A 25,987-nucleotide genomic window follows, 5' to 3' on the forward strand; every position below is an offset into this window, starting at 1 on the left:
GTACGCTCGGAGGCACCATGGCGGACGAGCGGCTGACGATCGGCGAGGTGGCGGACCGGACGGGCGTGGCCACCTCGGCCCTGCGCTACTGGGAGGAGGTCGGCCTGCTGCCGGAGCCGGCCCGGGTCTCGGGGCAGCGGCGATACCCGCCGTCGGCGGTGGAGCAGGTCGGTCTCATCCTGCTGCTGCGCGACGTCGGCTTCACGTTGCGCGAGATCAAGGCCCTCGTCGGGGCTCGCACGTCCGGGGGCGACCGGCGGGAGCTGCAGCGGGGCAAGCTCGCCGAGCTGGACGAGCAGATCGCCCGGATGCAGGCGGCGCGCGAAGCGATCGCGCACGGGCTGGCCTGCCCGCACGACAACGTCTTCGAGTGCCCGAACTTCGCCGGCGTGCTCGCGGCGCGGATGGCGGGGGCGTCCCTGGAAGAAGCGCACAAACACTGACCACGCTCCTCCCCGCATGTCACAGGCGGGCGGGCTGTGTCGTCTCGGGTCCGACAACGGGTGCCGGGCAGGACGCACCCTTTCCGAGACAGGGAGCGGGACATGGGCGAACACCGGAAGGTCGCGCTGGTCACCGGGGCGAACAAGGGCATCGGACGCGGGGCCGCCGCGCAGCTCGCGGCGGCGGGCATGACGGTCCTGGTCGGTGCCAGGGACCCGCGGCGCGGCGAGGAGGCCGCCGCGGCGCTGCGCGAAGCGGGCGGCGACGTGCACGCGGTCGCGCTGGACGTCACCGACGCGGCGTCCGTCCGGGCGGCCGCGAAGCAGGTGGAGGAGCGCTTCGGCCGCCTCGACGTGCTGATCAACAACGCCGGCATCAGCGGCTCCGGGAAGGTCGCGCCCGACCAGGCCCACGACCAGGTCCCGAGCACCGTCGACCTCGACATGGTCCGGAGGGTGTTCGAGACCAACGTCTTCGGGGTGATCGCGGTGACCAACGCCATGCTGCCGCTGCTGCGGCGGTCGCCGGAGCCGCGCGTCGTCAACGTCAGCAGCCACGCCGCGTCGATGACGATCTTCAGCGACCCGGCCGGGCCGATGACGGCGCTGCCGCCGTCGGCGGCGTACTCGCCGTCCAAGAGCGCGCTGAACGCGCTGACCGTGCAGTACGCGAACGAGCTGGGCAAGGACGGCGTCCTGGTCAACGCCGCCGCGCCCGGCTTCGTCGCCACGGACGCCAACGACCACACCGGCGTCCTCACGGTCGAGGAGGGCGCCGCGGTGCTGGTGCGGCTGGCCACGCTCGGGGCGGACGGGCCGACCGGCGGCTTCTTCGGCGCGGAGGGCCCGATCCCCTGGTGACCCGGGCGCCCGCCGTCAGGCGCGGCGGGGCGTGACGAGGCCGGACTCGTAGGCGAACACGACGAGCTGGGCGCGGTCCCTCGCCCGCAGCTTCGTCATCGCCCGGCTGACGTGCGTCTTCGCGGTCGTCGGGCTGATCACCATCCGGGCGGCGATCTCGTCGTTGGACAGCCCGCGGGCCACCAGCGCGGCGACCTCGCGCTCCCGGTTGGTCAGCACGTCGAGGGCCTGCGGGACGGGCTCGGGACGGCGCGCGACGTACTCGGCGATCAGCCGGCGGGTGATCGCCGGCGACAGCAGCGCGTCGCCCCGGGCGGCGACCCGCACGCCCTGCAGCAGGTCGGCGGGCTCGGTGTCCTTGACCATGAAGCCGCAGGCGCCGGCGCGCAGCGCGTTGAAGACGTACTCGTCGAGGCCGTAATTGGTGAGGATGACGACGTGGACGCCGGCCAGCCGCTCGTCGGCGGCGATCAGCCGGGTCGCCTCGATGCCGTCCATCACCGGCATCTGGATGTCGACGAGGGCGACGTCGGGCAGGTGCTCGCGGGCGAGCGCGACGCCCTGCTCGCCGTTGGCGGCCTCCGCGACCACCTCGATGTCGTCCTCGATCTCCAGCAGGGCGCGGAAGCCGCCGCGGATGAGCGCCTGGTCGTCCATGAGGAGCACCCTGATCATGCGGCTCCCTCCAGGGGCAGCTCGGCGCGCACGATGAAGCCGCCCCCGGCGCGGGGCTCGGCGCGGAGCCGGCCGCCGAGCGCCGCGACGCGCTCGCGCATGCCGAGCAGTCCCTTGCCGGGCACCGGCGGCGCGTCCGGGTCGGCCTTGCCGTCGTCCTCGACCTGCACGACCAGTGCGTCGCCGGCGTACTCGACGCACACCGCGGCGGCCGCGCCGCCGGCGTGCCGGGAGACGTTGGTGAGCGCCTCCTGGACGATCCGGTACGCGGCGCGGTCCACCTCGGACGGCAGGTCGCGGCGGGTCCCGGAGACCGTGACCGTGGCGTCCAGGCCGGTAGAGCGGGCCCGTTCGACCAGGTCGTCGAGGCGGTCGAGGCCGGACGCCGCGGCCTCGCCGCCCGAGCCGTCACCGCCGCCGGAGTCGGAGTCGCGCAGCACCTCCAGGGTGGCGCGCAGTTCGCGCATGGCGTCGCCGCTGGCCTCCTGGATCGCCAGCAGCGCCGGCGGGACGTCCTCGCCGCGCCGGTGCGCCAGGTGGACCGCCACCCCGGCCTGGACCTTGATGACGGAGATGCTGTGGGTGAGGGAGTCGTGCAGCTCCCGGGCGATGCGGAGCCGCTCCTCCCCCGCGCGGCGGAGGGCCGCCTCCTCGCGGGTGCGCTCGGCCTCGGCGGCGCGCTGCTCGGCCTCCTCCAGGTACGCCTGCCGGTGCTGGATGACGGTCGCGGCGACGCCCGCCGCCACGAACCAGCCGATCAGCAGCGCGACGCTCTGGAGGTTCTCCCCGGTCCCGTCGGCGCCGGGCAGGTTCACCGCGACGGCGATCCCCAGGAACGCCGCGCTCACCAGCGCCGCGGCGACCCGGTGGCCGGCCCGCACCGCGGCGAACACCGCCACCATGACCGGGTAGGCCGCCGCCGGGCCCGGCTGGGTGCGGGCCGCGACCACCAGCATGAACGCCGTGCTGAGGAGCAGCGCCACCAGCGGCGCCCGCCGCCAGGCGACGAGCGCGAGCGACCCGGCGACGCCCGCCGCGAGATCCAGCGCGCCCGCGCGCGGCGAGTAGAGCATGACGACCGTCAGCAGGACGGCCATCGCCGCGGCGAGCAGGCCGTCCTCGGCGAGCGGCCGCCTCCGGTCCAAGAACCTCATCCAGGTAGGTTATGGGCCATTTTCGTGGAAATCCTCCGCTGGACGGCGTAAGAGCCGGCTACTCCCGGCGTGGTAGGCGGGCCGGGCCTACTTCCGCGGTGCGAGGCGAAGGAGTCATCCCCCGCACGATGACCGCCGACCAGCACGAACAGCACCATTTCCGGCATGTACACGATCCGGAAAACGCCCCGTGCCCGGGCGGCCGCCGAACCGGCCGCCCGGCCCGGGCTCACGCTCGCCGCGGTGGCCGTCGTGCAGTTCATGGTGTCGCTGGACCTGTCGGTCGTGAACGTGGGGCTCCCGCGGATCGCGTCCGGCCTCGGGTTCGGCGCGGTCGGCGTGACGTGGGTGATCCACGCCTACGCCCTCACGTTCGGCGGGCTGCTCCTGCTGGGCGGCAAGGCCGCCGACCGGTACGGCCGCAAGCGGGTGCTGCGGCTCGGCCTCGGCCTGTTCGGCCTCGCGTCCCTCCTCGGCGGCCTCGCGCAGGAACCCGGCCACCTGGTCGCCGCCCGCGTCGCCCAGGGCGTCGGCGCCGCCGCGCTCGCGCCGGCCGCGCTGGCCCTGCTCACCGCGACGTTCCCCGCGGGCCGGGCCCGCGTCCGCGCCTTCGGCATCTGGAGCGCGATGAACGCCGCCGGCGGCGCCTTCGGCGTCCTGATCGGCGGCCTGCTCACCGAGTACGCCGGCTGGCGCTGGGTGATGTTCGTGAACGTGCCGATGGCCGCCGCCGCGCTCGCCATGGCCTGGCGGGGCGTCGCCGCCGACCCGCCCCCGGCCCGCAGGGGCCGCCCGGACGTCCTCGGCGCGGTCCTCGCCACCGCGGGCATGACGCTGCTGGTGTTCGGCGTCGTCCGCACCGACCGGTACGCCTGGACGTCGGCGGTGACCGTGACGACGCTGGCGGCCGCGGCCGCGCTGCTCGCCGCGTTCGTCCTCGTCGAGCGGACCACCGCCCGGGAGCCGCTGATCCGGCTCGGGCTGCTCGCGAACCGCTCCGTCGCCGGCGCGAACGCCTACAACCTGCTGGCCGGCGCGGCGCTGTCGTCGTCCTTCTACTTCATGTCCCTCTACCTGCAGCGGGTCCTCGGAACGGATCCCGCGCTCACCGGGCTCGAGTTCGTGCCGTTCGCGCTCGGCGTGGTCGCCGGCTCCTTCCTCGCCGTCAAGCTCGGCTACCGGCTCCCCGCCCGCACCCTGCTGATCGCCGGCGGGCTCATGACCGCGGCGGCGTTCGCCTGGTTCGGCCGGATCGGCGCCGACGGCACCTACCTCACCGACGTCCTCGGGCCCTCCATCGTCGCCAGCGTCGGGTTCGGGCTCTGCCTCGCCCCGCTCGTCTCCACCGCCACCGCCGGCGTCGCGCCGCACGAGGCCGGCGCCGCGTCCGGCCTGCTCAACAGCGTCCGCCAGATCGGCGCCTCGCTCGGCCTGGCCGCCCTCGGCACCGCGGCGCACGACCGCACCGGCGGCACCGTCACGCGGGCGTCGCTCAGCGACGGATACGCGCTCGGCTTCACCCTCGGCGCGGTGCTGCTGCTCGGCGCCGTCCTCATCGCCCTCACCGTGCTGCGCCGCGGCGGCCCGCCCGCACCGGCCGGACGGTCCGGCGGCCCCGAGCCGGCCGCCGCCATGGACTGACCGGCGCCCCCATGTGCATCTCACCGCAGGAAGGACGGCCCGGCATGCCCGTCACCCCGATCGACCTGTTCGCGTCCCTGCTCCACCTCCGCCAGGGCGGCACGATCCACGCCGAGAAGAGGACGGTGTGCTCCGGCCACGACGGCTGGCGGCTGACGGCCTTCCACGCGAAGACCGACGCCGACGTCCACGGCGGCCACTGGGAGGTCCACCCCGAGTCCGAGGAGGTCGTCTCCTGCCTCATCGGGAAGTTCCGCCTCTACCTGCGTCCGGAGGAGCCGGAGCAGGAAGAGGAAGTGATCCGGCTGCCCGCCGGGACCGCCGCGATCGTCCCGCGCGGACGGTGGCACCGCATCGCGCTGGACGTCCCCAGCAGCATCATGGCGGTCACCCTCCCGCAGGGCAGCCGGCTGGAGGCGCGCCGATGACCGTCACCGGCGTCGCCGAAGCGCGGCCCGCGCAGCCGTCCGAGGCCGGTGCCGCGGCGGACCCGGGCTCGGCCGGGCTGCTGCGCCCGCACGCCCGGAGCTTCGCCGTGGTCGTCGTCCTCCAGGTGGTCGGCGCGGTCGCGGGACTGGCGCCGCTCCTGGCGGTCGCCGAACTGGGCCGCGCCCTCCTGGCGCCCGGCCCCGCCGACCACGGCCGCGTCTGGACGGCCGTGGTCGCGGGCGCGGCCGGGCTGCTCGTCCGGCTGCTGTGCACGGCCGCGTCCTCGGGGATCGGGCACCTGCTCGACGGCCGCGTGCAGCTGGCGTTCCGGCGGCGGCTGGCCGCGCGGCTGGGCCGGGTCCCGATCGGCTGGCTGTCCGGCCGCCTGACCGGTGAGCTGGCGAAGCTCGTCGGGGACGACGTCAGCGCCGTGCACCCGTTCATCGCCCACGCCCCCGGCGAGCTCGCCTCCGCGTTCGTGGTCCCGCTCGTGTCGCTGGCCTACCTGTTCTCCGTCGACTGGCGGCTCACGCTGACCACGCTGGTCCCGGTGCTGCTGGCGGTGGCGCTGGTCCCGCTGATGATGACGCCGGGCCGGCTGCGCGAGCAGCGGGGGTTCGACGCGGCGATGGGCCGGATCGCGAACTCCGTCGTCGAGTTCGTCCAGGGCATCGCGGTCGTCAAGGCGTTCGGCGGCGGCGACCGCGCCCTGCGGCGGTTCACCGCCGCCGTGGACGAGTTCGTCACCGCCTTCTACCGGATGGTGCGCGCCCTCTCCGGCGTCGCCGCCGCGATCCAGCTGGTGCTGTCGCCGCCGTTCGTGCTGCTCGCCGTGCTGACCGGCGGCGCGGTCCTGATCACCGGCGGCCACCTGGCGCCGGCCGACCTGCTGCCCTTCCTGCTGCTCGGGCTGGGCCTGACCGCCCCGGTGGGCGCGCTCTTCCACGGCTTCGACGACCTGCAGGGCGCCCGGCGCGCGGTCGGCCGGATCCGGGAGGTGCTCGCGGTGCCGCCGCTGCCCGAGCCCGCGCACCCGGTCGCGCCGCGGGGGCACCGGGTGGAGCTGCGGGACGTCCGCTTCGGCTACCGGCCCGACCGCGAGGTGCTGCGCGGCATCGACCTGGTGCTGGAACCGGGCACGGTCACCGCGGTCGTCGGGCCGTCCGGCAGTGGGAAGTCGACGCTGGTCCGGCTGCTGCCGCGGTTCTTCGACCCGACCCGCGGCACGGTCGCGCTCGGCGGCGCCGACCTGCGCGACATCGCCGCGCGGGACCTCTACCGGACGGTCTCGTTCGTCTTCCAGGACGTCCGCCTGCTGCGCGCGTCGGTCGCCGACAACATCGCGCTCGCGGTACCGGACGCGGGCAGGGACGACATCGTCCGCGCCGCCCGGCGGGCGAACGTCCACGACCGCGTCCTCGAGCTGCCGCGCGGCTACGACACGGTGATCGGCGAGGAGGCCGGCCTGTCGGGCGGCGAGGCGCAGCGGATCGCGATCGCCCGCGCGCTGCTCGCCGACACCCCCGTCCTGGTCCTCGACGAGGCGACCGCGTTCGCCGACCCGCAGACCGAACTGGCCGTGCGGCGGGCCCTGACGGCGCCGGGAGGCGACCGGACGGTCCTCGTCATCGCGCACCGGCTGGAGACGATCGCCGACGCCGACACCATCGTGATGCTGGAGGACGGGGCGGTCGCCGAGCGCGGCGCCCCCGCCGAGCTGCTGGCGCGGGACGGGAGGTTCGCCGCGTTCTGGCGCACCCACCTGGCGGCCGCCGACGGTGAGACCGCGGCCCGGCCCGGCACCCTGCGAGGAGATGACCTGTGATGATTCCGATGCTGTTCCGCGTGCTCGGCCCCCGGTACGCGCGTCCGGTGCGCCGCACCGTGGCGCTGATGACGGCGACCGCCGTGGTCGAGGGCCTGTCCTACGCGCTGCTGGTCCCCGTCCTCCGGGCGCTCTTCGGCGACGCGCCCGGAGACGCCCGGCCCTGGCTGATCGCGTTCGGGGCCGCGGTCGCGGTGTACGGGGTGCTGCGGTACGTCAGCGACCTGTCGGGCTTCCGCGTCGGGACCACGCTGCTGCACGGCATGTACGACCGGCTCGGCGACCATCTGGCCCGGCTGCCCGTCGGCTGGTACGGGCCGCGCCGCGTCGGCGAGGTGTCCGTCCTGGCCGGCCGCGGCCTCCTCCAGGCGATGAGCGTGATCGCGCACCTGCTGGCGCCGCTCGTGTCGGCCTGCGTGACGCCGCTGACGATCGTCGCCGTGATGTCCGCCTTCGACTGGCGGATGGGCCTGGCCGCGCTGCTCGCCGCGCCGGTCGTGGCGGCGGTCCAGGTCCGGGCCGGACGGGCGATGGCCGCCGCCGACGCCGAGCGCGCCGACCGCGACCACGAGGCCGCCGCGCGGGTCGTCGAGTACCTGCAGGCCCAGCCGGTGCTGCGGGCCGGCGGCCGGACCGCCGAACGCTTCGGGATGCTCGACGACTCGCTCCGCGGGCTCCAGCGCGCGTCCCGGCGGTCCACGCTGTCGGCGCTGCCCGGCATCCTCGGACTGACGCTCACGGTGCAGGCGTTCTTCACCGTCCTCCTGGCCCTGGGCGCCTACCTCGCGCTCGGCGGGGACATCGGCGCGGCGGACGTCCTGGCGGTCCTGGTGCTCGCCGCCCGCTGCGCGGACCCGCTGCTGTCGCTGTCGGAGCTCGGCGGCCGGCTGCGCGGCGCGCGGGCCGAACTGGCCCGGCTCGACGCGGTGCTGCGCACCGAACCACTGCCGGAACCCCGCGACCCCGTCCGGCCGGAGCACGGCGGCCTGGAGTTCGCGTCTGTCACGTTCCGGCACGGCGACCGGACGGTCATCGACGATGTGTCGCTGTCGGTGCCGGAAGGACGGCGGCTCGCCGTGGTCGGGCCGTCGGGCGCGGGCAAGAGCACCCTGCTGAACCTGATCGCGCGGTTCTACGACGTGGACGCGGGCGCGGTTCGCGTCGGCGGCGCGGACGTCCGCGACATCGGCACCGAGGCGCTGATGGCCCGGATCGCCGTCGTGTTCCAGGACGTCTACCTCTTCGACGGCACGATCGAGGAGAACGTCCGCCTCGGCCGCCCGGACGCGAGCGACGCCGAGGTGCGGGCGGCGGCGAGCGCGGCGCGGCTGGACGAGGTGGTCGAGCGGCTGCCCGGCGGCTGGGCTGCGAACGTCGGCGAGGGCGGCGAGCTGCTGTCGGGCGGCGAGCGCCAGCGCGTGTCGATCGCCCGGGCGCTGCTGAAGGACGCGCCCATCGTCCTGCTGGACGAGGTGACGTCCGCGCTGGACCCGGTGAACGAGGCCGCCGTCCACGACGGCATCGAACGCCTGGTCGCGGGCCGGACGGTGGTGATGGTGGCGCACCGGATGCGGACCGTCCGCCGCGCCGACCGCGTCGTCTTCCTGGACGGCGGCCGGATCATGGAGGAGGGCGCCCACGACGAGCTGCTGCGCCGCGGCGGCCGCTACGCCGCCTTCTGGGCGCTCTCCACGAACCCGGCCCCGAGCGGGGCCTAGTGCCGCCCCATCACCTGGTTCACCACGGTGCCCTCGGGCAGCGGGCGCAGCACCGTCCACAGCGTCCGGACGTGCGACTTCACCATCTTCCACCGCCCGTCCTCGACCACGTACTCGTCGTCGTACTCCGCGGCCATGAGCAGTTCGGTGTTGTCGACCCGGTTCAGCTGCCGGAAGCGCAGGGTCCAGGTGCCCTTCGCCGCGGAGTCGTCCAGCACGGTGATGACGGGGTGGAAGCCGTGGTGCATGTCCAGCACCGCGTACTCGCCGTCGACCTTCCGCAGCGCGATCTCGCTGAACACCCGCGTGAGCGCGTCGGCGTCCTCGAACGTGCCGAGCGAACCGTAGTCGATCGACGCGGGCCCCTTGGTGAAGCTGTCCCGGAACGCCACGGGGTCCTTCGCGTCGCACGCGCTCCAGTACCGGTGCTTGAGCGCCTTGATCGCCTCGATCCGCTCCAGGTCGGCCACCCGCTGCTCCAGGGAGCGGTGCCCTGCGTCCTCCGCCATGTCGAGCCCCTCTCAGAGTGGATCGCGCAACGCTAGCCGCGCCCGCCCGACACCGCGCCCGGCATTCCCGGCCACCGGGAGCGCGAGCCCGCCGTCCTCCGTCCGGCGGCGCCGCCGCCCGGAGCGGGCGAATCAGCGGCGGCTGAGAGGGCATTGGACCGTCACTCCCCCGGACCGGACGGACGGCGCGCATCGGGGGATCATCGTGGGGCGGTGGACGGCGGGCCTGCGCGGGCGCGGTGCGCTTCTCGGTGCCGTGGCGATCTTGCTGGCCGCATGCGGGGACGCCGGCGGGTCGCCGGCCGGCGGTTCAGTCCACCGGACGGTGGTGCTGGGCAGGTCCGTCCAGGGACGTCCGATCTCGGCGGTCGAGCTGGGGAACCCGCACGCGGCGCGGCGCGTGCTCGTCGTCGGCTGCGTACACGGCGACGAGCCGGCCGGAGTGGCGGTGGCGGACGCCCTGGCCGCCGGACCGGGCCCGGCGCACGCGGACCTGTGGGTCGTGCCCGTGCTCAACCCGGACGGGATGGCGGCCCGGACGCGTGGCAACGCGCACGGCGTGGACCTCAACCGCAACTTCCCGGCAGGCTGGCGCCGGATCGACGCCCCGGGATCGGCTCACTACTCCGGTGCGGCACCGCTGTCGGAGCCGGAGTCGGCGGCGGCCGCGCGCCTCGTCCGGCGCGTGCGGCCGACCGTGGCGATCTGGTTTCACCAGCATCTGACGGTGGTCGACAGCTCGCAGGGTCCGAGCGATGTCCAGCGCCGTTTCGCCCGCGACGTCGGGCTCCCGCTGCGCGCGCTTACCGTCTACCCGGGAAGCGCCACGGGCTGGGAGAACACGGTCGTCGGGCAGAGCGCGTTCGTGGTCGAGCTCCCCGGCGGGCGGCTTCCGGCGGCGGCCGTCCGCAGGTACGCGGACGCCGTCCGCCGCATCACGGGGAGCTGACCGGGCGGGCTACCTGGTGACCATCCGGAGCAGGGCGCGGCCCAGCTCGCGGACGGAGTCCTCGGTCTCGTGCAACGCGCTCTGCAGGTCGTTGGCGCCGTCCCCGCTGTCCTTGCCATCCTCGCTCTCCTCGCCGTCCTCGCTCTCCTCGGCGCCCTCGCTGTCCTCGGCGTCCTGGGCGGGCTCTTCGGAGCGGCGCCGGTCGGACGACCCGTCGCCGGAGTCGGACGGCGCGGCGTCCTCGCCGGAATGTTCGCCGGTGTTCTCCGCCCCCTCGCCGGTGTTCTCGGTGTCTTCGCCGCTGTTCCCCGCGTCGTCGGCGGTGTCCGCCGCGCCGGCGGTCGCCTTCCCCGCGCCCTCGGCGGCCTTGCCGGCTCCTTCGGCGGCCTTCCCCGCGCCCTTGCCCGCGTTCTCGGCCGCGGCACCGGCCCCCTCGCCGACGCTGCCGGCGGCGTCGCCCGCTCCCTCGCCGACCTTGTCGACCGCACCGCCCGTGCCCTCGCCGACGTCCTTCACCGCACCGCCGGCGCCCTCGCCGACCTTGTCGACCGCACCGCCGGCGCCCTTGCCCACATCCTTGACCGCGCCACCGGTGCCTTCGCCGACGTCCTCGACCGCGCGTCCGGTGCCCTTGCCCACGTCCTCGACGGCACCGCCGGCGCCCTTCCCGACGTCCTTGACCGCGCCGCCGGCGCCCTCGCCGACCTTGTCGACCGCGCCGCCGGCGCCCTCGCCGACGTCCTCGACGGCGCGTCCGGCGCCCTTCCCGACGTCCTCGACGGCGCCCCGGGCGCCGTGGCCGACCTCGCCCACCGCCTCGCCGGTGCCGGACCCGACATCGCGCGCGAGGGACTCCAGGCCGCGCCCCAGGTGCTGGAGGATCTCCGGGTTCCGGTCGAGGGTGGTCAGCACCCGGTCGACGATCTCGGCCACGTTGTCGAGCCGGACCTGGAGCAGCGCCTGCGCCGCGACGCCCTTGATCTCCAGCTTGACCCGGCCGAGGCCCACGTCCGCGCCGACGTTCAGCTTGAGCAGGTCGAGCACCTCGGCGACCAGCGAGACGTGCGCCTCCAGGTCGTTGACCTCCAGCGAGATCTCGTCGACCTTCAGCTCCGGGACGTTGAGGTGGACGTCCGGCCCCTCGGCGGACGGGCGTTCCGCCTCCGGCGGGACGATCCGCCCGGTCTTCTCCTCGAGCTCGCCGGATCCCCTCCGGTCGTCGCGCTCGCGCCCGGTCCTCTCCTCGACCTCGCCGGACTCGCTCCGGTCGGCATGCTCGCGGTTCGTGCCGTCGCCGTTCTCGGCCATCGCTCCTCCAAGCCGGGGATCGGGGCGGGCGGGTCAGCCCTCGGCCGCCTGCTTCTCTTCCTTGACCGCGTCCTCGTGCGTCCTGACGACCTCGCCGTCGCGGATCTCGCCGCGCCAGCCCTCGATGTCGTCCCGCTCCAGCAGCGTCCGCGTCATCATGTGGCGCTCGATGTGCTTGAAGTCGAGGCGGAGCCGGCGGCCCTGGGCGCGCCACAGGTTCGCGGTCTTCTCCAGGAAGCCGTCGGGGTGGTACTCGGCGACCAGCAGGATCCGGGTCAGGTCGGGCGACAGTTCGTGGAACGTGACCGCGCCGTCGACGTAGCCCTTCGGCCCCTCCGACTTCCAGAGGATCCGCTCGTCCGGCACCTGCTCGACGATCGTCGACTTCCAGTCGCGATGGGACAGGAAGATCTTGGCGCGCCAGTTGAGCTTCTCGTCGGACTCCTGCTCGACCTTCTCGACCTTGCTGGTCATGCTCGGGAACTCGGCGAACTGCGTCCACTGGTCGTAGGCGACCCGCCGCGGCAGCCCCACGTCGAACTTCTCGACGATGTTGATGACCTTGGCCTCGTCCTCGCCGCCGCCCTTGCCGCCGTCCCCGGCTCCGACGGCCTTCTTGGCCGTCTCCTTGGCGCCCGTCATGCCCGCCTTGAGTCCCGCCTTCAGCGGGGACTTGCCTTCCTGGAGGCTCTCGGCGCCCGCGGCGACCATCTTCGCCCCGGTGCCGCCGCCGTCGCCGCCACCGCCGTCACCGCTGCCGCCGCCGTCCCCACCGGGAACGCCGAGCCGCTCGGTCATGTGCTTCACCGTGCCGCTGGCGCTCTTGAGGGCCTTCACCATCAGCGCCTGGACGAACTCCTGGCCGGCCTCCTTGAGCTGGTCGACGGGAAGGCCGTCCGCCGCGTCGCGGGCGGATTCGCGCTTGCCGGTGGTGTCAGTGTCGGGAGGGCTGGTTCCAGCCATCGTCACCACTCCGTCTCGCGTCGACTTCATCCCTTTTTGCGAACATAGCCGGGCGGGCCGCGGACCGGCGTACAGATACGCACTGACCTGCGAAAACAACGATCTACACGCGGCGGGAACCGGGGCCGCCGACCGTTCGGCGCCCGGCGCCCGCCGTTCGCCGCAACGGCCGTCCGGCGGCGCGTCCGCGCGGATTGAAACGGTTAAAAAGCGGGAGGTGACATCGTCGCGCCCCCGCGGCCGACCCTCCGGCCGCAGCGACGATTCCGCGTCAATCAGGAGAATTCCGTGAAAATGCATCATAAAGCGGCGATTGCCGCCATGGCGGGCATCATGGGCACCGGCGTCGCGACCGTGCCGGCCGCGACGGCGGACACGGGCCAGGCAGGCCCCGCACAGGTCGCCGCCACGGCGCAGCTCGCCAACGCCTACCCCAAGGGACGGGTGACGTCCCGCTCCCGGCTCGCGATCCGGAGCAGACCCACCACCCGCTCCCAGCGGCTGGGCTCACTGCACCCGGGGCAGATCGTCGACATCAAGTGCTGGACGTGGGGCCAGCCCGTCCGGGGCGTCCGCACCTGGTACCGGCTGGGCATCAGCACGCCGGAATGGGTGTCGGGCCGCTACATCAGGATCATCAAGGGTCGCGTCCACCACTGCTAGGGCTCGCCGCGCGGGGGGCCGGCCCTCCCGCCCCCCCCCCGCCGGCAGGGCGGCGGCTGGAGAGGGATGCGGAGGACCATGCAGGTGCCGCTCGGCCGGTCCGCGATCCGCAGCGTGCCGTGGTGGGCCCTCGCCGTCTGCAGCGCGATCGCCAGGCCGAGGCCGGTCCCGTTCGGGTCGGCGCGCCGGGCGTCCGCCCGCCGGTAGAAGCGGCGGAAGACCGCCTGGCGCTCGTCCGGCGGGATGCCGGGCCCGTCGTCGGCCACCTCCAGGACCGCTTCGCCGCCGTCACAGGCCACCGTCACCTCGATCCGGCTGCGGGCGTGGCGCTCGGCGTTGGCCAGCAGGTTGGCGAGGAGACGGAGCAGGCCCGTGCGGGAGCCGTCCACCACGGCGGGCGGGTCCAGGCTGGTGTGCAGCGCGAGCGCGCAGTTGTGGCGGGCCAGGGCGTCGCGCACCAGGTCGCACAGCTCCACCGGTTCGGTCGCGGCGGGGGCACCGGAGTCGAGGCGGGCGAGTTCGAGCAGGTCGGAGACGATGTCGCTGAGCCGCTCGGCGTCCTGCAGCGCCGCGTGCAGGACCTCCCGCGAGTCGACGTCGGGTTCGGCGAGCGCCGACTCCAGGCGCGTCTGCAGCCCCGTGAGGGGGCTGCGCAGGTCATGGGAGGCGTCGGCGACCTCCTGCCGCTGCCGCTGCACGGTCTCGCGCAGCTCGGCCGAGGCCCGCCGCTCCTCCCGCTGCGCCTGCCGGAGCCGGTGGTTGACGCTCTGCAGCTCCCGCGAGCGGACGTACAGCTCGACCTCCACCCGCAGCAGGTCGACGGGCACCTCGACGCCCTGCGGCCGCTCGTCGCGGAGCTGCTCGATGAACGCGGTGATGTCCTCGATCCGGTGGATGATCATGGCCACCCGGCCGGCGGCGTCCAGCAGCGGGGCGTTCACCGTGCTCCAGTAGCGCTTCTCGTACACGCCCGGACGGCCGGGCACCTGCGCGTCGTACCGTCCCCACGGCATGACGTACGGCTGCGCTTCCGCGAGCACCCACTCCAGGGCGGACCGCCAGTGCGCGGCGTTCTCGCCGTCAGCGCCGCCGGGAAGGACGTCGAAGACGCGGCGGCCGATCAGCTGCTCGCGCGGCCCGGCCAGCCGCTCGTAGGCCTGGTTCACCGCGACGAACTCCAGGTCGGGCGAGATCACCGCGCACGCGACAGGCTCCGCGTCGAACACCGTGGCCAGATCCACCTCCGCCATCCCCGGGGCCTACCCAGACCTCCCATGAATCGCACATACAGGCCAAATGGGATTTCCCAAGACGCCGCAAAACAGCGGAAAGGATCGGTGGATCGGCGGCGGGCACGCCCCCGGCGGGGAATCAACCACCGGTGAGCACACCGATGTACACGACGGACCGCATCCCGGACGACCAGGAAGGGGTCACCACGCTGGGGATCAGGGCCGGCCAGCCCGCTTCGAGCCCCGAGTCCGCATTCACCAACCTCGAACGCGCCAGCGCCGACCTGCGGCCCGACGCGGTCCTCGGGGTGTGCCTTCTCGCCGTCCCGAACGTGGTGGGCCGCACCGACTTCACCACGACCGACGTCATGCGCATCCACACCGAGACCCAGTACATCGCGTACGGCACCTGCGTCCGGTTCGAGACCTGATGGGCGGACCGGCCCGGGCGAGACGCCCCTGATGGACCGCGTCCGCCGGCAGGTCGCCGACCTGCATCCGGGGTACGCCGCGCTGGTCATGGCGACCGGGATCGTCTCGACCGGGCTGGAGCTGTTCGGCTGGGACGCGCTGTCGGCGGCGCTGCTCGCGGTGGCGGCCGCCGCGCTGGTCGTGCTGGCGGCGGCGTACGCCTGGCGGGCGGTCGCCTACCCGCGGCGCCTCCTCGCCGACGCCCGGGACCCGGGCAAGGGCTTCGGGTACTTCTCGCTGGTCGCCGCCCCCAACGTGGTGGGCGTCCGGCTGGCGCTCGACCACCACGTCCTCGCCAGCGCGGTGCTGGCGCTGGTCAGCGCCCCGATCTGGCTGGTGCTCACCTACGGCATCCCCGGCGCCCTCATCGTCGGCCACCGGGAGGACCCCGTCCTGCCCAGGATCAACGGGAGCTGGTTCCTGTGGGTGGTGGGGACCCAGTCGCTCGCCGTCTCCGCGGCCACGCTGGCCGGCGCGAGGCACGCGTGGGCGAGCGCCCTCGCGCCGCTGGCGGTGGCGCTGTGGGGCGTCGGGGTCGTCCTGTACCTCATGCTGGCGAGCCTCGTCACCGCCCACCTGCTGGACGAGCCGGTCACGCCGCACGCGCTGAGCCCCACGTACTGGGTCTACATGGGGGCGACCGCCATCACCGTCCTCGCCGCGGCGAAGATCCTGGCGCTGCCCGCGGACCTGCCGGTCCTGGCGTCGACCGGGCAGGTGGTGTCCGGGCTCGCGTTCCTGCTGTGGGCGTTCGGCACCTGGTGGATCCCACTCCTGCTGTTCTTCGCGGTGTGGCGGCACCTGGTGCGCGGTGCCCCGGTCAGCTACGAGCCCACGCTGTGGAGCATGGTGTTCCCCCTCGGCATGTACGCGGTGGCGACCGCGACCTACGGCCGGACGCGGGGCCTCGGGTTCATGGTCGACATAGCGCGGGTCGAGGTGTGGGCCGGCTTCGCCGCCTGGCTCTCGGTGGCCGTCGCCATGGGCGCGGCACTGCTCCGCCCTCCCCCGCCGGCGCCCGCAGGCACGGCAGACCATGGCGTTGCGCCGGAGCACGAGGACGGGACGCCCGACACCGGCCGGTGAAGGCCCAGAGTTTCGCGAGCGGCGTGCGCGCGGGCCTCGCCCGCGCCGTCCGTGTAGGGCGCACCAAGGTCCGCTGTCGCCGCGGGCAAAACTGCGTCCGTCCCGCTCCCGGGCCGTTTCGCACGCTCGGCGCCGAGGGTAGATCGGCGCTGACGACGAGCGAGGGGACGCGATGCCGCAGCAGGGACAGCCGCAGGACGTGCTGGCGCCGCCCGCGACGGCGGCGATCTTCCTGGTGGTCACGGTCCGCCCCGGCGGCGAGGACGCGGTGCGCGGGCTGCTGCCCGACATCGCGGGGTTGACCCGCGCCGTCGGCTTCCGGTCCCCGGAGGACGGCCTGAGCTGCGTGACCGGCCTCGGCGCGCACCTGTGGGACCGGCTCTACGGCCCGCCGCGCCCGCGCGGGCTGCACCCGTTCCGGGCACTGGCCGGGGCCGTGCACACGGCGGTGTCGACGCCCGGCGACCTGCTGTTCCACCTTCGGGCCCGCCGCCCGGACCTGTGCTTCGAGCTGGCGCGGCAGCTCATGAGCCGGCTCGCCGGGCACGCCGACGTCGCCGACGAGGTGCACGGCTTCCGGTACTTCGACGAGCGGGACCTGCTCGGCTTCGTCGACGGCACCGAGAGCCCGTCGGGGCCGGACGCCGTCGCCGCCGTGCGCGTCGGCGGCGAGGACCCGGCCTTCACCGGCGCCAGCTACGTCGTCGTCCAGAAGTACGTCCACGACATGCGGGGCTGGAACGCGCTGCCGGTCGAGGCGCAGGAGCTGGCGATGGGCCGGGAGAAGCTCAGCGACATCGAGCTCCCGGACGAGCGGAAGCCGTCGAACTCCCATGTCGCGCTGAACACGATCGTCGACGCGGACGGGACCCAGCACCAGATCGTGCGCGACAACATGCCGTTCGGCTCGATCGGCGCCGACGAGTTCGGCACCTATTTCATCGGCTACGCCGGAGACGTCGGCGTCATCGAGACGATGCTGGAGAAGATGTTCATCGGCGACCCGCCGGGCAACCACGACCGGATCCTGGACTTCTCGACGGCGGTCACCGGCGGCCTGTTCTTCGTGCCCACGGCGGACTTCCTCGACGACCCGTCGCCGCGTCTCGCCCTGGCGTCCGCCGCCACCGCGGCCGACCCGCCGCCTACATCCGATGACGGCCCGCCCGATGACGGCCCGTCCGGCGACGGCTCGCTTGGCATCGGCAGCCTGAGAAGGAACGGCACCTCATGAACAACCTGCACCGCGAACTCGCCCCGATCTCGGAGGCCGCCTGGACCGACCTCGAGGCGGAGGTGCGCCGCACCTTCACCCGGCACGTCGCGGGCCGCCGCGTGGTGGACCTGGTCGGCCCGGCGGGCCCGGCGCTGTCCGCCGTGGGCACCGGGCACGTCGACCCGCTCGGCTCGCCCGCCGACGGGGTGCTGGTCCACCGGCGGCGGGCCCAGCCGATCATTGAGCTGCGGGTCCCGTTCGAGGTCGCGCGGCAGGACGTGGACGACGTCGAGCGCGGCGCTCGCGACCCGGACTGGCAGCCGGCGAAGGACGCGGCGAAGCGCATCGCGTTCGCCGAGGACCGGGCCGTGTTCCACGGCTCGGGCCCGGCCGGGATCACCGGGATCGTGCCGGGCAGCTCCAACGGCGCGCTGCCGCTGCCGGCCGACGCGCGGCTGGTCCCCGACACCGTCGCGAAGGCGCTGAGCGCGCTGCGGCTGGCCGGGGTCGGCGGGCCGTACAGCCTGCTGCTGTCCGCCGATGCGTACACCGCGGTCGCGGAGACCACCGACCACGGCTACCCGGTCCACCACCATCTCGCGCGGCTGCTGCCCGACGGCGAGATCATCTGGGCGCCCGCGCTTGACGGGGCCCTGCTGGTGTCGACCCGCGGCGGCGACTACGAGCTGCACCTCGGCCAGGACCTGTCGATCGGCTACCTGTCGCATGACGCCGACCACGTCCGGCTCTACCTCCAGGAGACGCTGACCTTCCTGTCCGTCACTGCTGAGTCGAGCGTCCCCCTCACCGGAGAAGCACGGCACGCCTAGCCGGTGAAGGGCGGCACGCCCGGCCGGCGCCCGCCGGGGTGAACGGCCCGCCGGCGCCGCGGAAGTGATCATCTGGCGGCCACCCCCGCGTCACCGGGCGCGACGATCATGACCGCATGAGACGTCCCCTCCTCGCCGCGGCGCTGTCCGCCGCCGCGCTGGCCGCGCTCGCCGCCCCGGCCACCGCCTCGCCCCGCACCCCCGCCCTCCCCCTCGGACCCTCCGGCCTGCACGAGCAGCGCGAGACGCGGTCGCTCGCGCCGGGGGTCACGCTCACCACGATCGTCCGCGGCGAGAAGTCCGCCGCCGACGTCTGGACGCTGCACGTCCGGCTGCCCGTGCCCGGCAACGCGTCCGCCGTGATCGCGCCCGAGGCGGCCGCCGAGGACGCGGCCCGCCGCCTGGAGGCGGCCGGACTCCAGCCGCGCGTCGAGGCCGTGGACGGCCCGCGCTTCGCCGACGTGCCGGCCGGACGCGTCGGCTACGTCGTCCGGGTCGGCCGGTACGCGACGGAGGCGGACGCCAAGAAGGACCTTCCCGCCGTCACCGCCGCCGGGTTCTCGGCCGGCACGTCCTACACGGCCGAGGACGGGACGGAGGCGACCGGCCCGTGGCGCCTCAACGTGATCACCGTCGACCCGAAGCGGTTCGGGGGCCGCGTGGTCTCCTCCGTCGGCGGCACCCTCACCGCCACCGACAAGGTGACGGACCTGGTGCGCGACAGCGGCGCCGTCGCCGGCGTCAACGGCACCTACTTCACCTCCGCCGGCAAGGGCGGCTCGGCCGGGCTGCACGTGCTGGACGGCGAGCTGACCAGCGAGGCGAACAACGGCCGCACCGCGCTGATCCTGCCGCGCAGCGGGCGCGGCGTGCGGATCGCGCAGCTCGGCACCGACCTGCGCGTCCGCGCGCAGGACCGCGCGGCCCGCGAGCTCGACGGCGTCGACCGGCTGCCCGGCCTGGTCGACAACTGCGGCGGCGTCGGCGGCGACCAGCCGACCGAGCGCCCGCAGCACGACGTGACCTGCACCGACCCCGACGAACTGGTGGCCTTCACCCCGGTGTACGGGGCGTCGAGCCCCGCCGGGGCCGGTGCGGAGGCCGTCCTGGACGCCTCCGGGCGCGTGACGGAGCTGCGGGACTCGCGCGGCACCGCCATCCCGGCGGGCGGCCGCACCGTCCAGGCGATCGGGACGGCCGCGGACTGGCTGCGCGCCCACGCCCGCCCGGGCACGAGGCTCGCGATCTCGGAACGGGTGCTCGACGGCGGCCGTCCCGTCCACCTCGATTCCGGAACGTCGATCCTCGGGGCCGGGCCGCAGCTCGTGCGGGACGGCCGGGTGTGGGTCGACGCGTACGCCGACGGGCTCGTCCACACCGGCGACGACCAGTCCTTCTACTACAACTGGGTGCTGCGCCGGAACCCGCGCACCATGGTCGGCGTCGACCGGCAGGGGCGGCTGCTGATGGTCGCGGCGGACGGCCGCGCGCCCGGCTACAGCGAGGGCCTGTCCATCGAGGAGGCCGCGAAGGTCATGCGGTCGCTCGGCGCGGTGCAGGCGATGAACTTCGACGGCGGCGGCTCCACGACGATGGCCACGGCGGGCGGCGTCCTGGTCAACCGCCCGTCCGACGCGACGGGCGAGCGCAGCGTCGGCGACGGGATCCTGCTCCTCCCCGGCCGCGGCTGACCGGCCACGGCTGACCGGCTGCGGCTGACCGGCTGCGGCTGACCGGCTGCGGCTGACCGGCTGCGGCTGACCGCCGTTTCCCGGACCCGGATCGCCGCGCGCACGGCGATCCGGGTCTCCGCGCATCGATTTCCGGCGCGACCGATGAGTCCGGGCGGCGCCGCCGGTAGGTACCGGTGAGCATCGACCGAAAGGAACGACCATCGTGAGCGTCATCGTCATCGAGTTCGTCACCCTCGACGGCATCGTGTCCGACCCCGACGGTTCCGGCGGCACGCCGGACGGCGGCTGGGCCTTCCGGCACGGCCCCGGCACGGTCGCCGGGGACAAGTTCCGGCTCGGCTCCGTCCTCGACGACGGGGTCATGCTCCTGGGGCGCCGGACCTGGGAGCTGTTCTCGCGGCTGTGGCCCGGCCGCGACGACCCGTTCTCCGCGCGCATGAACGCGGTCCCGAAGCTGGTCGCCTCCCGCACGCTCACCGACGCCTCGGCGTGGGCGAACTCGCGGGTCCTCGAAGGGGACCTCGCCGAGGCCGTCCGGAACGAGAGCCGCGACGTGATCGTCACCGGCAGCCTGAGCATCGTGCGCGCGCTGATGGCCGAGGACCTGGTCGACGAGTACCGGCTGCTGACCTTCCCGACCGTCCTCGGCACCGGCGAGCGGCTGTTCCCGGCCGGCGGCCCGCCCGCGTACCTGGAGTGCCTGTCGGCCGACCGGTCCGGCGCAGCCGTCCTCACCCGCTACGGGAGGGAGACGGTGACGGCGCCCTAGCCCGGCCCCCACGAACACCGGCCCCACGAACACGGCCCCCGGAAACCGGCACCACGGAAACCGGCCCCTCCGCCGTCCGGCCACGCGCGGCGGAGGGGCCTTCGCATGCCCGCCCCGCGGTGGCGCCTCGCCGATTTTCCGCGCCCCGGACATGTCCGCGGAACGCGGAGATGTTGTCGCACCCTACAAGATTCATTCGTTCACGATCGGAACCCGCGCACCGCCGGTAGCGTTGTCCGGGGCCTCAGCAGAAAAAGCAGCGCCACGAGTTCGCGCAGGTCGCTCCCGCCGACGGGGTTTCCACCGCCACTTACGGTAAGCCAGATGTTCCTTGCGTCCCGTGACCGATCGATTAACGATGACGTGAACCACACGGAGGGGGACGAATCGAGCGGCGCGAAATGGCCCGCCGCAACGCACGGAAACAGGGCGGCCGCGTGCACCTGACCGCCGGAAGAGGACGACTTCCCAGCACCGACAGATCGATGAGAGCCGACGCCATGATGAATGATCTTCTGTCTCTGTCGACGAACGCGTTCATCGCCGGCATCGAGGCGGCCGCCCGCCGATTCGACACCGCGACCTACCCGCAGCAGAACCTGCCCGCCGACGACTGGACCCTGCTGACCCGGGCCGGCGTCCTCCTGCCGACCCTGCCGAAGGAGTACGGCGGCCGCGACGACCACGTCGAGATGTGCCGCGTCGTCGAGGCCGTGTCCGAATGGAACCTGCCGGTCGGCATGTACGTCACGGTCATCACGGCGGTGGCGCTGCGCCCCATCGTGCTGTGGGCCCGCGAGGAGGCCAAGCAGGAGGTGCTGCCGCTGTACGCGGGCGGCGACCCCGCGATCTGCGGGTTCGCCTCCACCGAGCCCGGCTGCGGCTCCGCGATGTCCGGCATGCGCACCACCTTCGAGGAGGTCGAGGGCGGTTACCGGATCCGCGGCCGCAAGCACTGGCAGGCGTTCAGCATCAGCGCCCACTGGTGGCTGGTCAGCGCGAAGAACGACGACGACGGCCGCGAGTACGGCTATTTCATCGTCAAGCGCAGCGAGGGGTTCCGCACGCTCCAGCCGTACGAGCCGCTCGGCCTGAAAGCGATCGACTACGGGCTGAACGAGATCGACGCGGTCGTCCCGCGGCACCGGCGCATCCCGGCCGACGGCAGGAATCTGCGGCCGATGGTGGAAATGCTCATGGCGTCCCGGGCGATGATGGCGGCGATGGGCTGCGGATTCCTGCGCCGTATCAGCCGCGAGGCGCACGCCTACGCCGACCGCCGCAAGATCGGCCCGGGGCCCCTTTCGGATATCCGGTTCGTGCGTTACCGGCTGGCCGCCATCGACGCCTCGTACACCGTGTGCGCGGCGCTCAACCATTACCTGCGGAACGACCTGGACATGAAGGAGAGCATGATCGGCGCTTTTCCCGCCGTCCAGGCCATCAAGACGGTCGCCACCGAGCGGATGCTCAGTTCGGCGCACCATTACCAGCAGCTCGCCGGCGGCGAGGGATACCGCTGCGGGTCGCCGACCAACATCTCCGGGCAGGCGTTCCTCGACGCCCGCGTCTACACCATTTTCGACGGCACCAACGACCTGCTCAGCCAGCAGCTCGCCGAGCACTGCCTGTCCCGGACCGCCGGGCGGCCGCTCAGCCGGTTCCTCGCCGAATGGCCGCTCACGGCCGCCGCGGTCAACGGGCAGCGGCTGGACCTGGCGTTCCTCGACCGGAAGCTGCGCCAGGAGCACCTCGTGCTCGCCGGCCGCGCGATCGGCTACGCGTTCGCGATCGGCCAGGTCATGCGGTGGGCCGCCGAGACGGGCGCGGACCCGCGCCGGGCGCGCGCCGCGATCGAGTTCCTGAAGGCCGACATCGCGCGCGTCGCCACGGAGTTCGGGCTGCTGTCCACCGGCGTCCTCGGCCTGGAGGACGGCGTCGCCGCCGCGGCGGGCGCGCCGCCGTCGCGCTCGATCCCGACGGCGCCCGAGGCGTGGACCGGACTGCCGCGGCGGTCCTGACCGCCGCCGCCCCGGGGTCAGCCCAGCGGCTCCTCGCGCCGCCGGATCACCTGCATCAGGTCCGCGGCCCGCTCCTTGATGAGGTCGAGCCCGGCATGGCCCCAGGGGCGCGGCTCGCGGTCGATGACGCAGATCGTGCCGAGCACCGTCCCCGTCCGGTCGATGAGGGGAGCCCCCACGTAGGTGCGGATGCCGAGCTTGTCGACGACCGGGTTGCCGGCGAACCGCGGGTAGTCGCACACGTCGTCCAGGACCAGCGCCTTGCGCCGCACGACGACGTGCGGGCAGTAGCCGTGGTCGAGCGGCACCTCCCGGCCCAGCTCGACGGCGTCGGCGGGGTCGGCACCCGGCGACTGCGGCGCGTACAGGCCGCCGAGGTACTGCTGGTCGGTCACGAAGTTCACCATCGCGAACGGCGGCAGGTCGGTGCCGACGAGGTGGCGGGCGGCCTCGGCGAGCTCGCGCGCGAACGCGTCGAACTCGGCGTCCGGGGCCTGCCCGAGCCGCAGCTCCCGCAGCCGGACGACCCGTTGGGGCACGTCGGGGTCGACGGGCGTCAGCAGGTGGCCGGGCGGCTCGTACAGCGGCTCTTGGATCACGGGGGCTCCTGGGTGGCGGGTCTGGGCCGGGGACGGCCGCGTCAGACGGAGGCGGACGGGACGGCGACGAGGAGATGGCGGATCAGCGCGCGCAGCACCGACGTCGCGGAGCCGCCGTCCCGCGCGTCGCACAGGACGATCGGCACCCGCGGGTCGAGGCCGAGGGCGGCGCGGACCTCGTCCGGGTCGTAGCGGAACGCGCCGTCGAACTCGTTGACCGCGACGAGGAAGCGGGTCCCGCGGTTCTCGAAGAAGTCGACGGCGTCGAAGCAGTCCTCGAGCCGGCGGGTGTCGGCGAGCACGATGGCGCCGAGGGCGCCCGCGGACAGCTCGTCCCACATGAACCAGAAGCGCTGCTGGCCGGGCGTGCCGAACAGGTACAGCACGATGCCGTGCTGCTCGATCGTGATGCGGCCGAAGTCGAGCGCCACGGTGGTGGTGGTCTTGCCCTCGATCCCGCCGAGGTCGTCGGAGCCGGCGCTGGCGGTGGTGATGAGCTCCTCGGTGCTCAGCGGCTCGATCTCGCTGACGGCGCCGACGAACGTCGTCTTCCCGACGCCGAACCCGCCCGCGATGAGGATCTTGACCTGGGTCGGGGACGGGGCGGCCGGGTCAGGCTCGTTGAAGGCCATCGAGCAGTTTCTCCAGGAGGGCTCGGTCGGTGGGGTCGGCCGCGGTGCGCCGCGCCTGCGTGCTCATGGCGCGGCAGTCCAGCAGGTCGGCGAGGAGGACCTTGGTGACGGTCACGGGCAGCCGCAGGTGCGCCGCGACCTCGGCGACCGACGTCGGCGCGCGGCAGCAGGCGAGCGCCTCGGCGTGCTCGGGGGCCATCTCCCGGGGGCGCCGGCCGGTCGCCACCACCAGCGACAGCAGGTCGAGCCGGACGGTCGGGCGGGTGCGGCCGGCGGTGACCGTGTACGGGCGGACGAGCGGCCCGGCGGCGGCGTCGACCCAGACCTCCTCGTCACCGGCCGTCATGGCGAGGGGGCGCGGTCGCTCGCCGCGGCCGCCGGCCGTGCCGCGGTGTGCAGGAAGGGCCGCACCGCGCGGATCAGCCGGGCCATCTCGAAGCCGACGACGGCCGGGTCGGCGTCCGCGCTCGCCATCACCGCGAGCACGGAGTTGAAGCCGGCCCAGGAGATGAACAGCTGGCTGGAGCGCAGCTCGGCGACGACCTGCCGCACCTCGTTGCTCCCGTCGAACCGGGTGCCGGCGCTCCGGGTGATGGAGAACAGGCTGGAGGCGAGCGCCGCCATCTGCTCCGCGCTGGTGCGGTCGAATCCGTGCGCCGCCTTCAGCATGCCGTCGGCGGACAGCAGCACGCTGCCGCGAATGGCCGGGACCTCGTCGCCCAGCCCCCGCAAAAGCCACGCCAGGTCCTGGGCCTCGTTCGGGGACACAGCATTCAAGGGGAGCTCCTCGTCATTTCGTCGTGGTGGCTCGTCATTTCCCGGTGTCCAGGCCGTCCGCGGCGCCGTCATTTTCGAGCGCGCTGCGCATGCCCTTCTGGAATGCCGCCATCAGTCCCGGATTGTGCTCGGCCTCCTGGTCGGGCTCCTGGCGCGCGGGGGCGTTCGCCAGTTCCGGGAACAGATGCTTCTGCGCCTGCCGCCGCGGCAGTTCCGGCCTTTCGCCCTCCGGCGGCGGGACGGCGGGCCCGGCCGCCGGGCCCGGGACCGGCGGCTGCGGCCCGGTCTCCCATGTGGGCGCCGCAGGCCGGTGGGGCGATCCGGGCACGGACGCCCCTTGCGCGAACACCGGGGCCGCGCCCTGGCCGTTGCCGGCGGGGCCGTCGTACACCGGGCCGTTGTTCGCGGGGACGTCGTACTGCGTGCCGTCGTACTGCCTGCCGTCGTACTGCGTGCCGTCGTATTGCCTGCCGTCGTAGGCGGGTCCGTCGTACGCGGGTTCCGGTCGCGGGGGCGCGGCGTGCCGCGGGCCGGGCGGAGGCGCCGCCGGTGCCGGGGCGGGAGCGGGAGCGGCGCGCGCGGCCTGCACCGGGGCGCCCGTCTCCTCCTCCGGGCCGCCCGTCAGCTCCGTCGGGATCACGACGACGGCCTGCGTCCCGCCGTAGACGTTGGTCTGGAGCTGCACGCGGACCTTGTGCCGGCGGGCCAGCGCGGACACGACGTGCAGCCCGATGCGCCCCTCGCTCAGCAGCTCCTCGGTGTGGCCGCGCTCCTGGTCGGCGAGCAGGTCGTTCAGCCGCCGCTGGTCCTCGCGCGGGATGCCGAGGCCGCGGTCCTCGACCTCGACGGCGAGGCCGGCGGCGACGCCCTCGACGCGGACGAGCACCTGGGTGTGCGGCGGCGAGTACTTCGTCGCGTTCTCGATGAGCTCGGCGAGCAGGTGGACGATGTCCGCGACCGCGCTGCCGTGCACGCTGCCCTCGGCGGGCGGCACCACCTTCACCCGCTTGTAGTGCTCCACCTCGGCGATGGCCGAGCGCAGCATCTCGAACACGGTCACCGGCCGGGTCCACTGGCGGCGGGACGCGGCCCCGCCGATCACGGCGAGGCTCTCGGCCTGCCGGCGGGTGCGGGTGGCGAGGTGGTCGACCTTGAACAGGCCCTTGAGCAGGTCGGGGTCCTCGACCTGGTTCTCCAGGCCGTCCAGCCCCTGGATGGCGCGGTGCGACAGCGACTGCATCCGGCGGGCGAGGCTGACGAAGACGCCGACGCGCCGGTCGCCCGCCGGCCGGCGGCTCGCGGCGTCGAGCACGGCGTTCCACGCCTCGCCCTGCGCCCGCCGCAGCTCGCAGGCGAGCTGCGCGGCGGGGTCGGCCGGGTCGGCGGGCGGCGGCTCCTCGCTCCACCGCGCGACGGGTTCGCCCGCGCCCAGCCGTTCGGCCATGTCCCGCAGCTCGCGGCGGCCGCGGGCGGCCAGGAACGCGAGCTCGCCGAGCCGCCGGCGGACGGCCTCCAGGTCGCG

At 74.2% G+C, this 25,987-nt stretch carries 26 protein-coding genes; 15 read left to right on the plus strand and 11 right to left on the minus strand.

The genetic code is table 11. The features are described 5' to 3' along the window. Positions 1-17 precede the first annotated feature (17 nt). Together F9B16_RS11160 and F9B16_RS11165 are read left to right on the plus strand one after the other, a co-directional pair. Positions 18-443, plus strand: coding sequence for a MerR family transcriptional regulator (locus F9B16_RS11160; protein ID WP_151539947.1), 426 nt, complete (start codon positions 18-20; stop codon positions 441-443). Positions 444-545: 102 nt separating this feature from the next. Further along, positions 546-1,304 (plus strand): SDR family NAD(P)-dependent oxidoreductase, encoded by a 759-nt coding sequence (locus F9B16_RS11165; RefSeq protein ID WP_151539948.1) that lies wholly within the window; start codon positions 546-548, stop codon positions 1,302-1,304. Between the two features lie 15 nt (positions 1,305-1,319). Here the strand turns inward: F9B16_RS11165 and F9B16_RS11170 are convergent, their stop codons facing one another. Next, complete coding sequence (locus F9B16_RS11170) at positions 1,320-1,979, minus strand: response regulator (protein WP_151539949.1); 660 nt, start codon at positions 1,977-1,979, stop codon at positions 1,320-1,322. Beyond that, positions 1,976-3,133, minus strand: coding sequence for a sensor histidine kinase (locus tag F9B16_RS11175; protein ID WP_151539950.1), 1,158 nt, complete (start codon positions 3,131-3,133; stop codon positions 1,976-1,978). Before F9B16_RS11175 ends, F9B16_RS11170 begins: the two co-directional genes overlap by 4 nt. A gap of 165 nt (positions 3,134-3,298) precedes the next feature. Here F9B16_RS11175 and F9B16_RS11180 point away from each other — a divergent pair, with 165 nt between their 5' ends. The 4 genes from F9B16_RS11180 to F9B16_RS11195 are packed head-to-tail and all read left to right on the plus strand — an operon-like array spanning position 3,299 to position 8,746. Then, positions 3,299-4,774 carry an MFS transporter gene (locus F9B16_RS11180; protein WP_151539951.1) on the plus strand — a complete coding sequence of 492 codons (1,476 nt, stop codon included), beginning with the start codon at positions 3,299-3,301 and terminating at the stop codon, positions 4,772-4,774. 44 nt (positions 4,775-4,818) lie between these two features. Further along, positions 4,819-5,202, plus strand: a complete 384-nt coding sequence (locus F9B16_RS11185) for a cupin (protein WP_151539952.1) — start codon at positions 4,819-4,821, stop codon at positions 5,200-5,202. After that, on the plus strand, positions 5,199-7,028 hold the full coding sequence (locus F9B16_RS11190; RefSeq protein ID WP_151539953.1) for an ABC transporter ATP-binding protein: 1,830 nt from the start codon (positions 5,199-5,201) through the stop codon (positions 7,026-7,028). The genes F9B16_RS11185 and F9B16_RS11190 overlap by 4 nt, the downstream gene beginning before the upstream one ends. Next, a complete protein-coding gene (locus F9B16_RS11195; RefSeq protein ID WP_151539972.1) occupies positions 7,028-8,746 on the plus strand; it encodes an ABC transporter ATP-binding protein in 1,719 nt (572 codons plus the stop codon). The genes F9B16_RS11190 and F9B16_RS11195 overlap by 1 nt, the downstream gene beginning before the upstream one ends. Here F9B16_RS11195 and F9B16_RS11200 read toward each other — a convergent pair. Continuing rightward, positions 8,743-9,255: a nuclear transport factor 2 family protein gene (locus tag F9B16_RS11200; protein ID WP_151539954.1), complete on the minus strand. Its 513-nt coding sequence runs from the start codon at positions 9,253-9,255 to the stop codon at positions 8,743-8,745. The two genes, F9B16_RS11195 and F9B16_RS11200, sit on opposite strands and share 4 nt — an antisense overlap. Positions 9,256-9,511: 256 nt before the next feature. Here F9B16_RS11200 and F9B16_RS11205 point away from each other — a divergent pair, with 256 nt between their 5' ends. Further along, positions 9,512-10,204: a DUF2817 domain-containing protein gene (locus F9B16_RS11205; protein ID WP_225991545.1), complete on the plus strand. Its 693-nt coding sequence runs from the start codon at positions 9,512-9,514 to the stop codon at positions 10,202-10,204. Between the two features lie 9 nt (positions 10,205-10,213). Here F9B16_RS11205 and F9B16_RS11210 read toward each other — a convergent pair whose 3' ends face one another. Next, positions 10,214-11,512 carry a putative sodium/potassium/calcium exchanger gene (locus F9B16_RS11210; RefSeq protein WP_151539956.1) on the minus strand — a complete coding sequence of 433 codons (1,299 nt, stop codon included), beginning with the start codon at positions 11,510-11,512 and terminating at the stop codon, positions 10,214-10,216. A gap of 33 nt (positions 11,513-11,545) precedes the next feature. Further along, positions 11,546-12,475, minus strand: coding sequence for an SRPBCC family protein (locus F9B16_RS11215; protein WP_151539957.1), 930 nt, complete (start codon positions 12,473-12,475; stop codon positions 11,546-11,548). A gap of 321 nt (positions 12,476-12,796) precedes the next feature. Between F9B16_RS11215 and F9B16_RS11220 the strand changes: the two genes are divergently transcribed. Beyond that, positions 12,797-13,138, plus strand: coding sequence for an SH3 domain-containing protein (locus tag F9B16_RS11220; protein ID WP_151539958.1), 342 nt, complete (start codon positions 12,797-12,799; stop codon positions 13,136-13,138). Here the strand turns inward: F9B16_RS11220 and F9B16_RS11225 are convergent. Next, complete coding sequence (locus F9B16_RS11225; protein WP_151539959.1) at positions 13,135-14,388, minus strand: PAS domain-containing sensor histidine kinase; 1,254 nt, start codon at positions 14,386-14,388, stop codon at positions 13,135-13,137. The genes F9B16_RS11220 and F9B16_RS11225 overlap by 4 nt on opposite strands. 131 nt (positions 14,389-14,519) lie before the next feature. Between F9B16_RS11225 and F9B16_RS11230 the strand changes: the two genes are divergently transcribed. From F9B16_RS11230 to F9B16_RS11260, 7 genes are all read left to right on the plus strand, one after another. Further along, positions 14,520-14,801 (plus strand): hypothetical protein, encoded by a 282-nt coding sequence (locus tag F9B16_RS11230; protein ID WP_151539960.1) that lies wholly within the window; start codon positions 14,520-14,522, stop codon positions 14,799-14,801. 31 nt (positions 14,802-14,832) lie between these two features. Continuing rightward, positions 14,833-15,927, plus strand: a complete 1,095-nt coding sequence (locus tag F9B16_RS11235) for a tellurite resistance/C4-dicarboxylate transporter family protein (RefSeq protein ID WP_151539961.1) — start codon at positions 14,833-14,835, stop codon at positions 15,925-15,927. Positions 15,928-16,099: 172 nt separating this feature from the next. Further along, positions 16,100-17,161: a Dyp-type peroxidase gene (locus F9B16_RS11240; protein ID WP_151539962.1), complete on the plus strand. Its 1,062-nt coding sequence runs from the start codon at positions 16,100-16,102 to the stop codon at positions 17,159-17,161. Continuing rightward, a complete protein-coding gene (locus F9B16_RS11245) occupies positions 17,158-17,973 on the plus strand; it encodes a family 1 encapsulin nanocompartment shell protein (RefSeq protein WP_151539963.1) in 816 nt (271 codons plus the stop codon). The genes F9B16_RS11240 and F9B16_RS11245 overlap by 4 nt, the downstream gene beginning before the upstream one ends. Before the next feature lie 116 nt (positions 17,974-18,089). Then, positions 18,090-19,664, plus strand: a complete 1,575-nt coding sequence (locus F9B16_RS11250; protein WP_151539964.1) for a phosphodiester glycosidase family protein — start codon at positions 18,090-18,092, stop codon at positions 19,662-19,664. Between the two features lie 205 nt (positions 19,665-19,869). Further along, on the plus strand, positions 19,870-20,436 hold the full coding sequence (locus F9B16_RS11255; RefSeq protein WP_151539965.1) for a dihydrofolate reductase family protein: 567 nt from the start codon (positions 19,870-19,872) through the stop codon (positions 20,434-20,436). Positions 20,437-20,936: 500 nt separating this feature from the next. Continuing rightward, positions 20,937-22,457: an acyl-CoA dehydrogenase family protein gene (locus F9B16_RS11260; RefSeq protein WP_192808721.1), complete on the plus strand. Its 1,521-nt coding sequence runs from the start codon at positions 20,937-20,939 to the stop codon at positions 22,455-22,457. A gap of 17 nt (positions 22,458-22,474) precedes the next feature. Here F9B16_RS11260 and F9B16_RS11265 read toward each other — a convergent pair whose 3' ends face one another. From F9B16_RS11265 to F9B16_RS11285, 5 genes are all read right to left on the minus strand, one after another. Then, positions 22,475-23,056, minus strand: coding sequence for a GAF domain-containing protein (locus F9B16_RS11265; RefSeq protein ID WP_225991546.1), 582 nt, complete (start codon positions 23,054-23,056; stop codon positions 22,475-22,477). Between the two features lie 41 nt (positions 23,057-23,097). Further along, complete coding sequence (locus F9B16_RS11270; protein WP_151539967.1) at positions 23,098-23,688, minus strand: GTP-binding protein; 591 nt, start codon at positions 23,686-23,688, stop codon at positions 23,098-23,100. Further along, positions 23,669-24,034, minus strand: a complete 366-nt coding sequence (locus F9B16_RS11275) for a DUF742 domain-containing protein (RefSeq protein WP_151539968.1) — start codon at positions 24,032-24,034, stop codon at positions 23,669-23,671. The genes F9B16_RS11270 and F9B16_RS11275 overlap by 20 nt, the downstream gene beginning before the upstream one ends. After that, entirely contained in the window at positions 24,031-24,456 is a 426-nt protein-coding gene (locus tag F9B16_RS11280; RefSeq protein WP_225991547.1) for a roadblock/LC7 domain-containing protein, read from the minus strand. The genes F9B16_RS11275 and F9B16_RS11280 overlap by 4 nt, the downstream gene beginning before the upstream one ends. 43 nt (positions 24,457-24,499) lie before the next feature. Next, the coding region (locus F9B16_RS11285) for a sensor histidine kinase (RefSeq protein WP_151539970.1) at positions 24,500-25,987 on the minus strand (1,488 nt) is incomplete at its 5' end.

The sequence above is a fragment of the Actinomadura montaniterrae genome (genome assembly GCF_008923365.1).
Classification (GTDB): domain Bacteria; phylum Actinomycetota; class Actinomycetes; order Streptosporangiales; family Streptosporangiaceae; genus Spirillospora; species Spirillospora montaniterrae.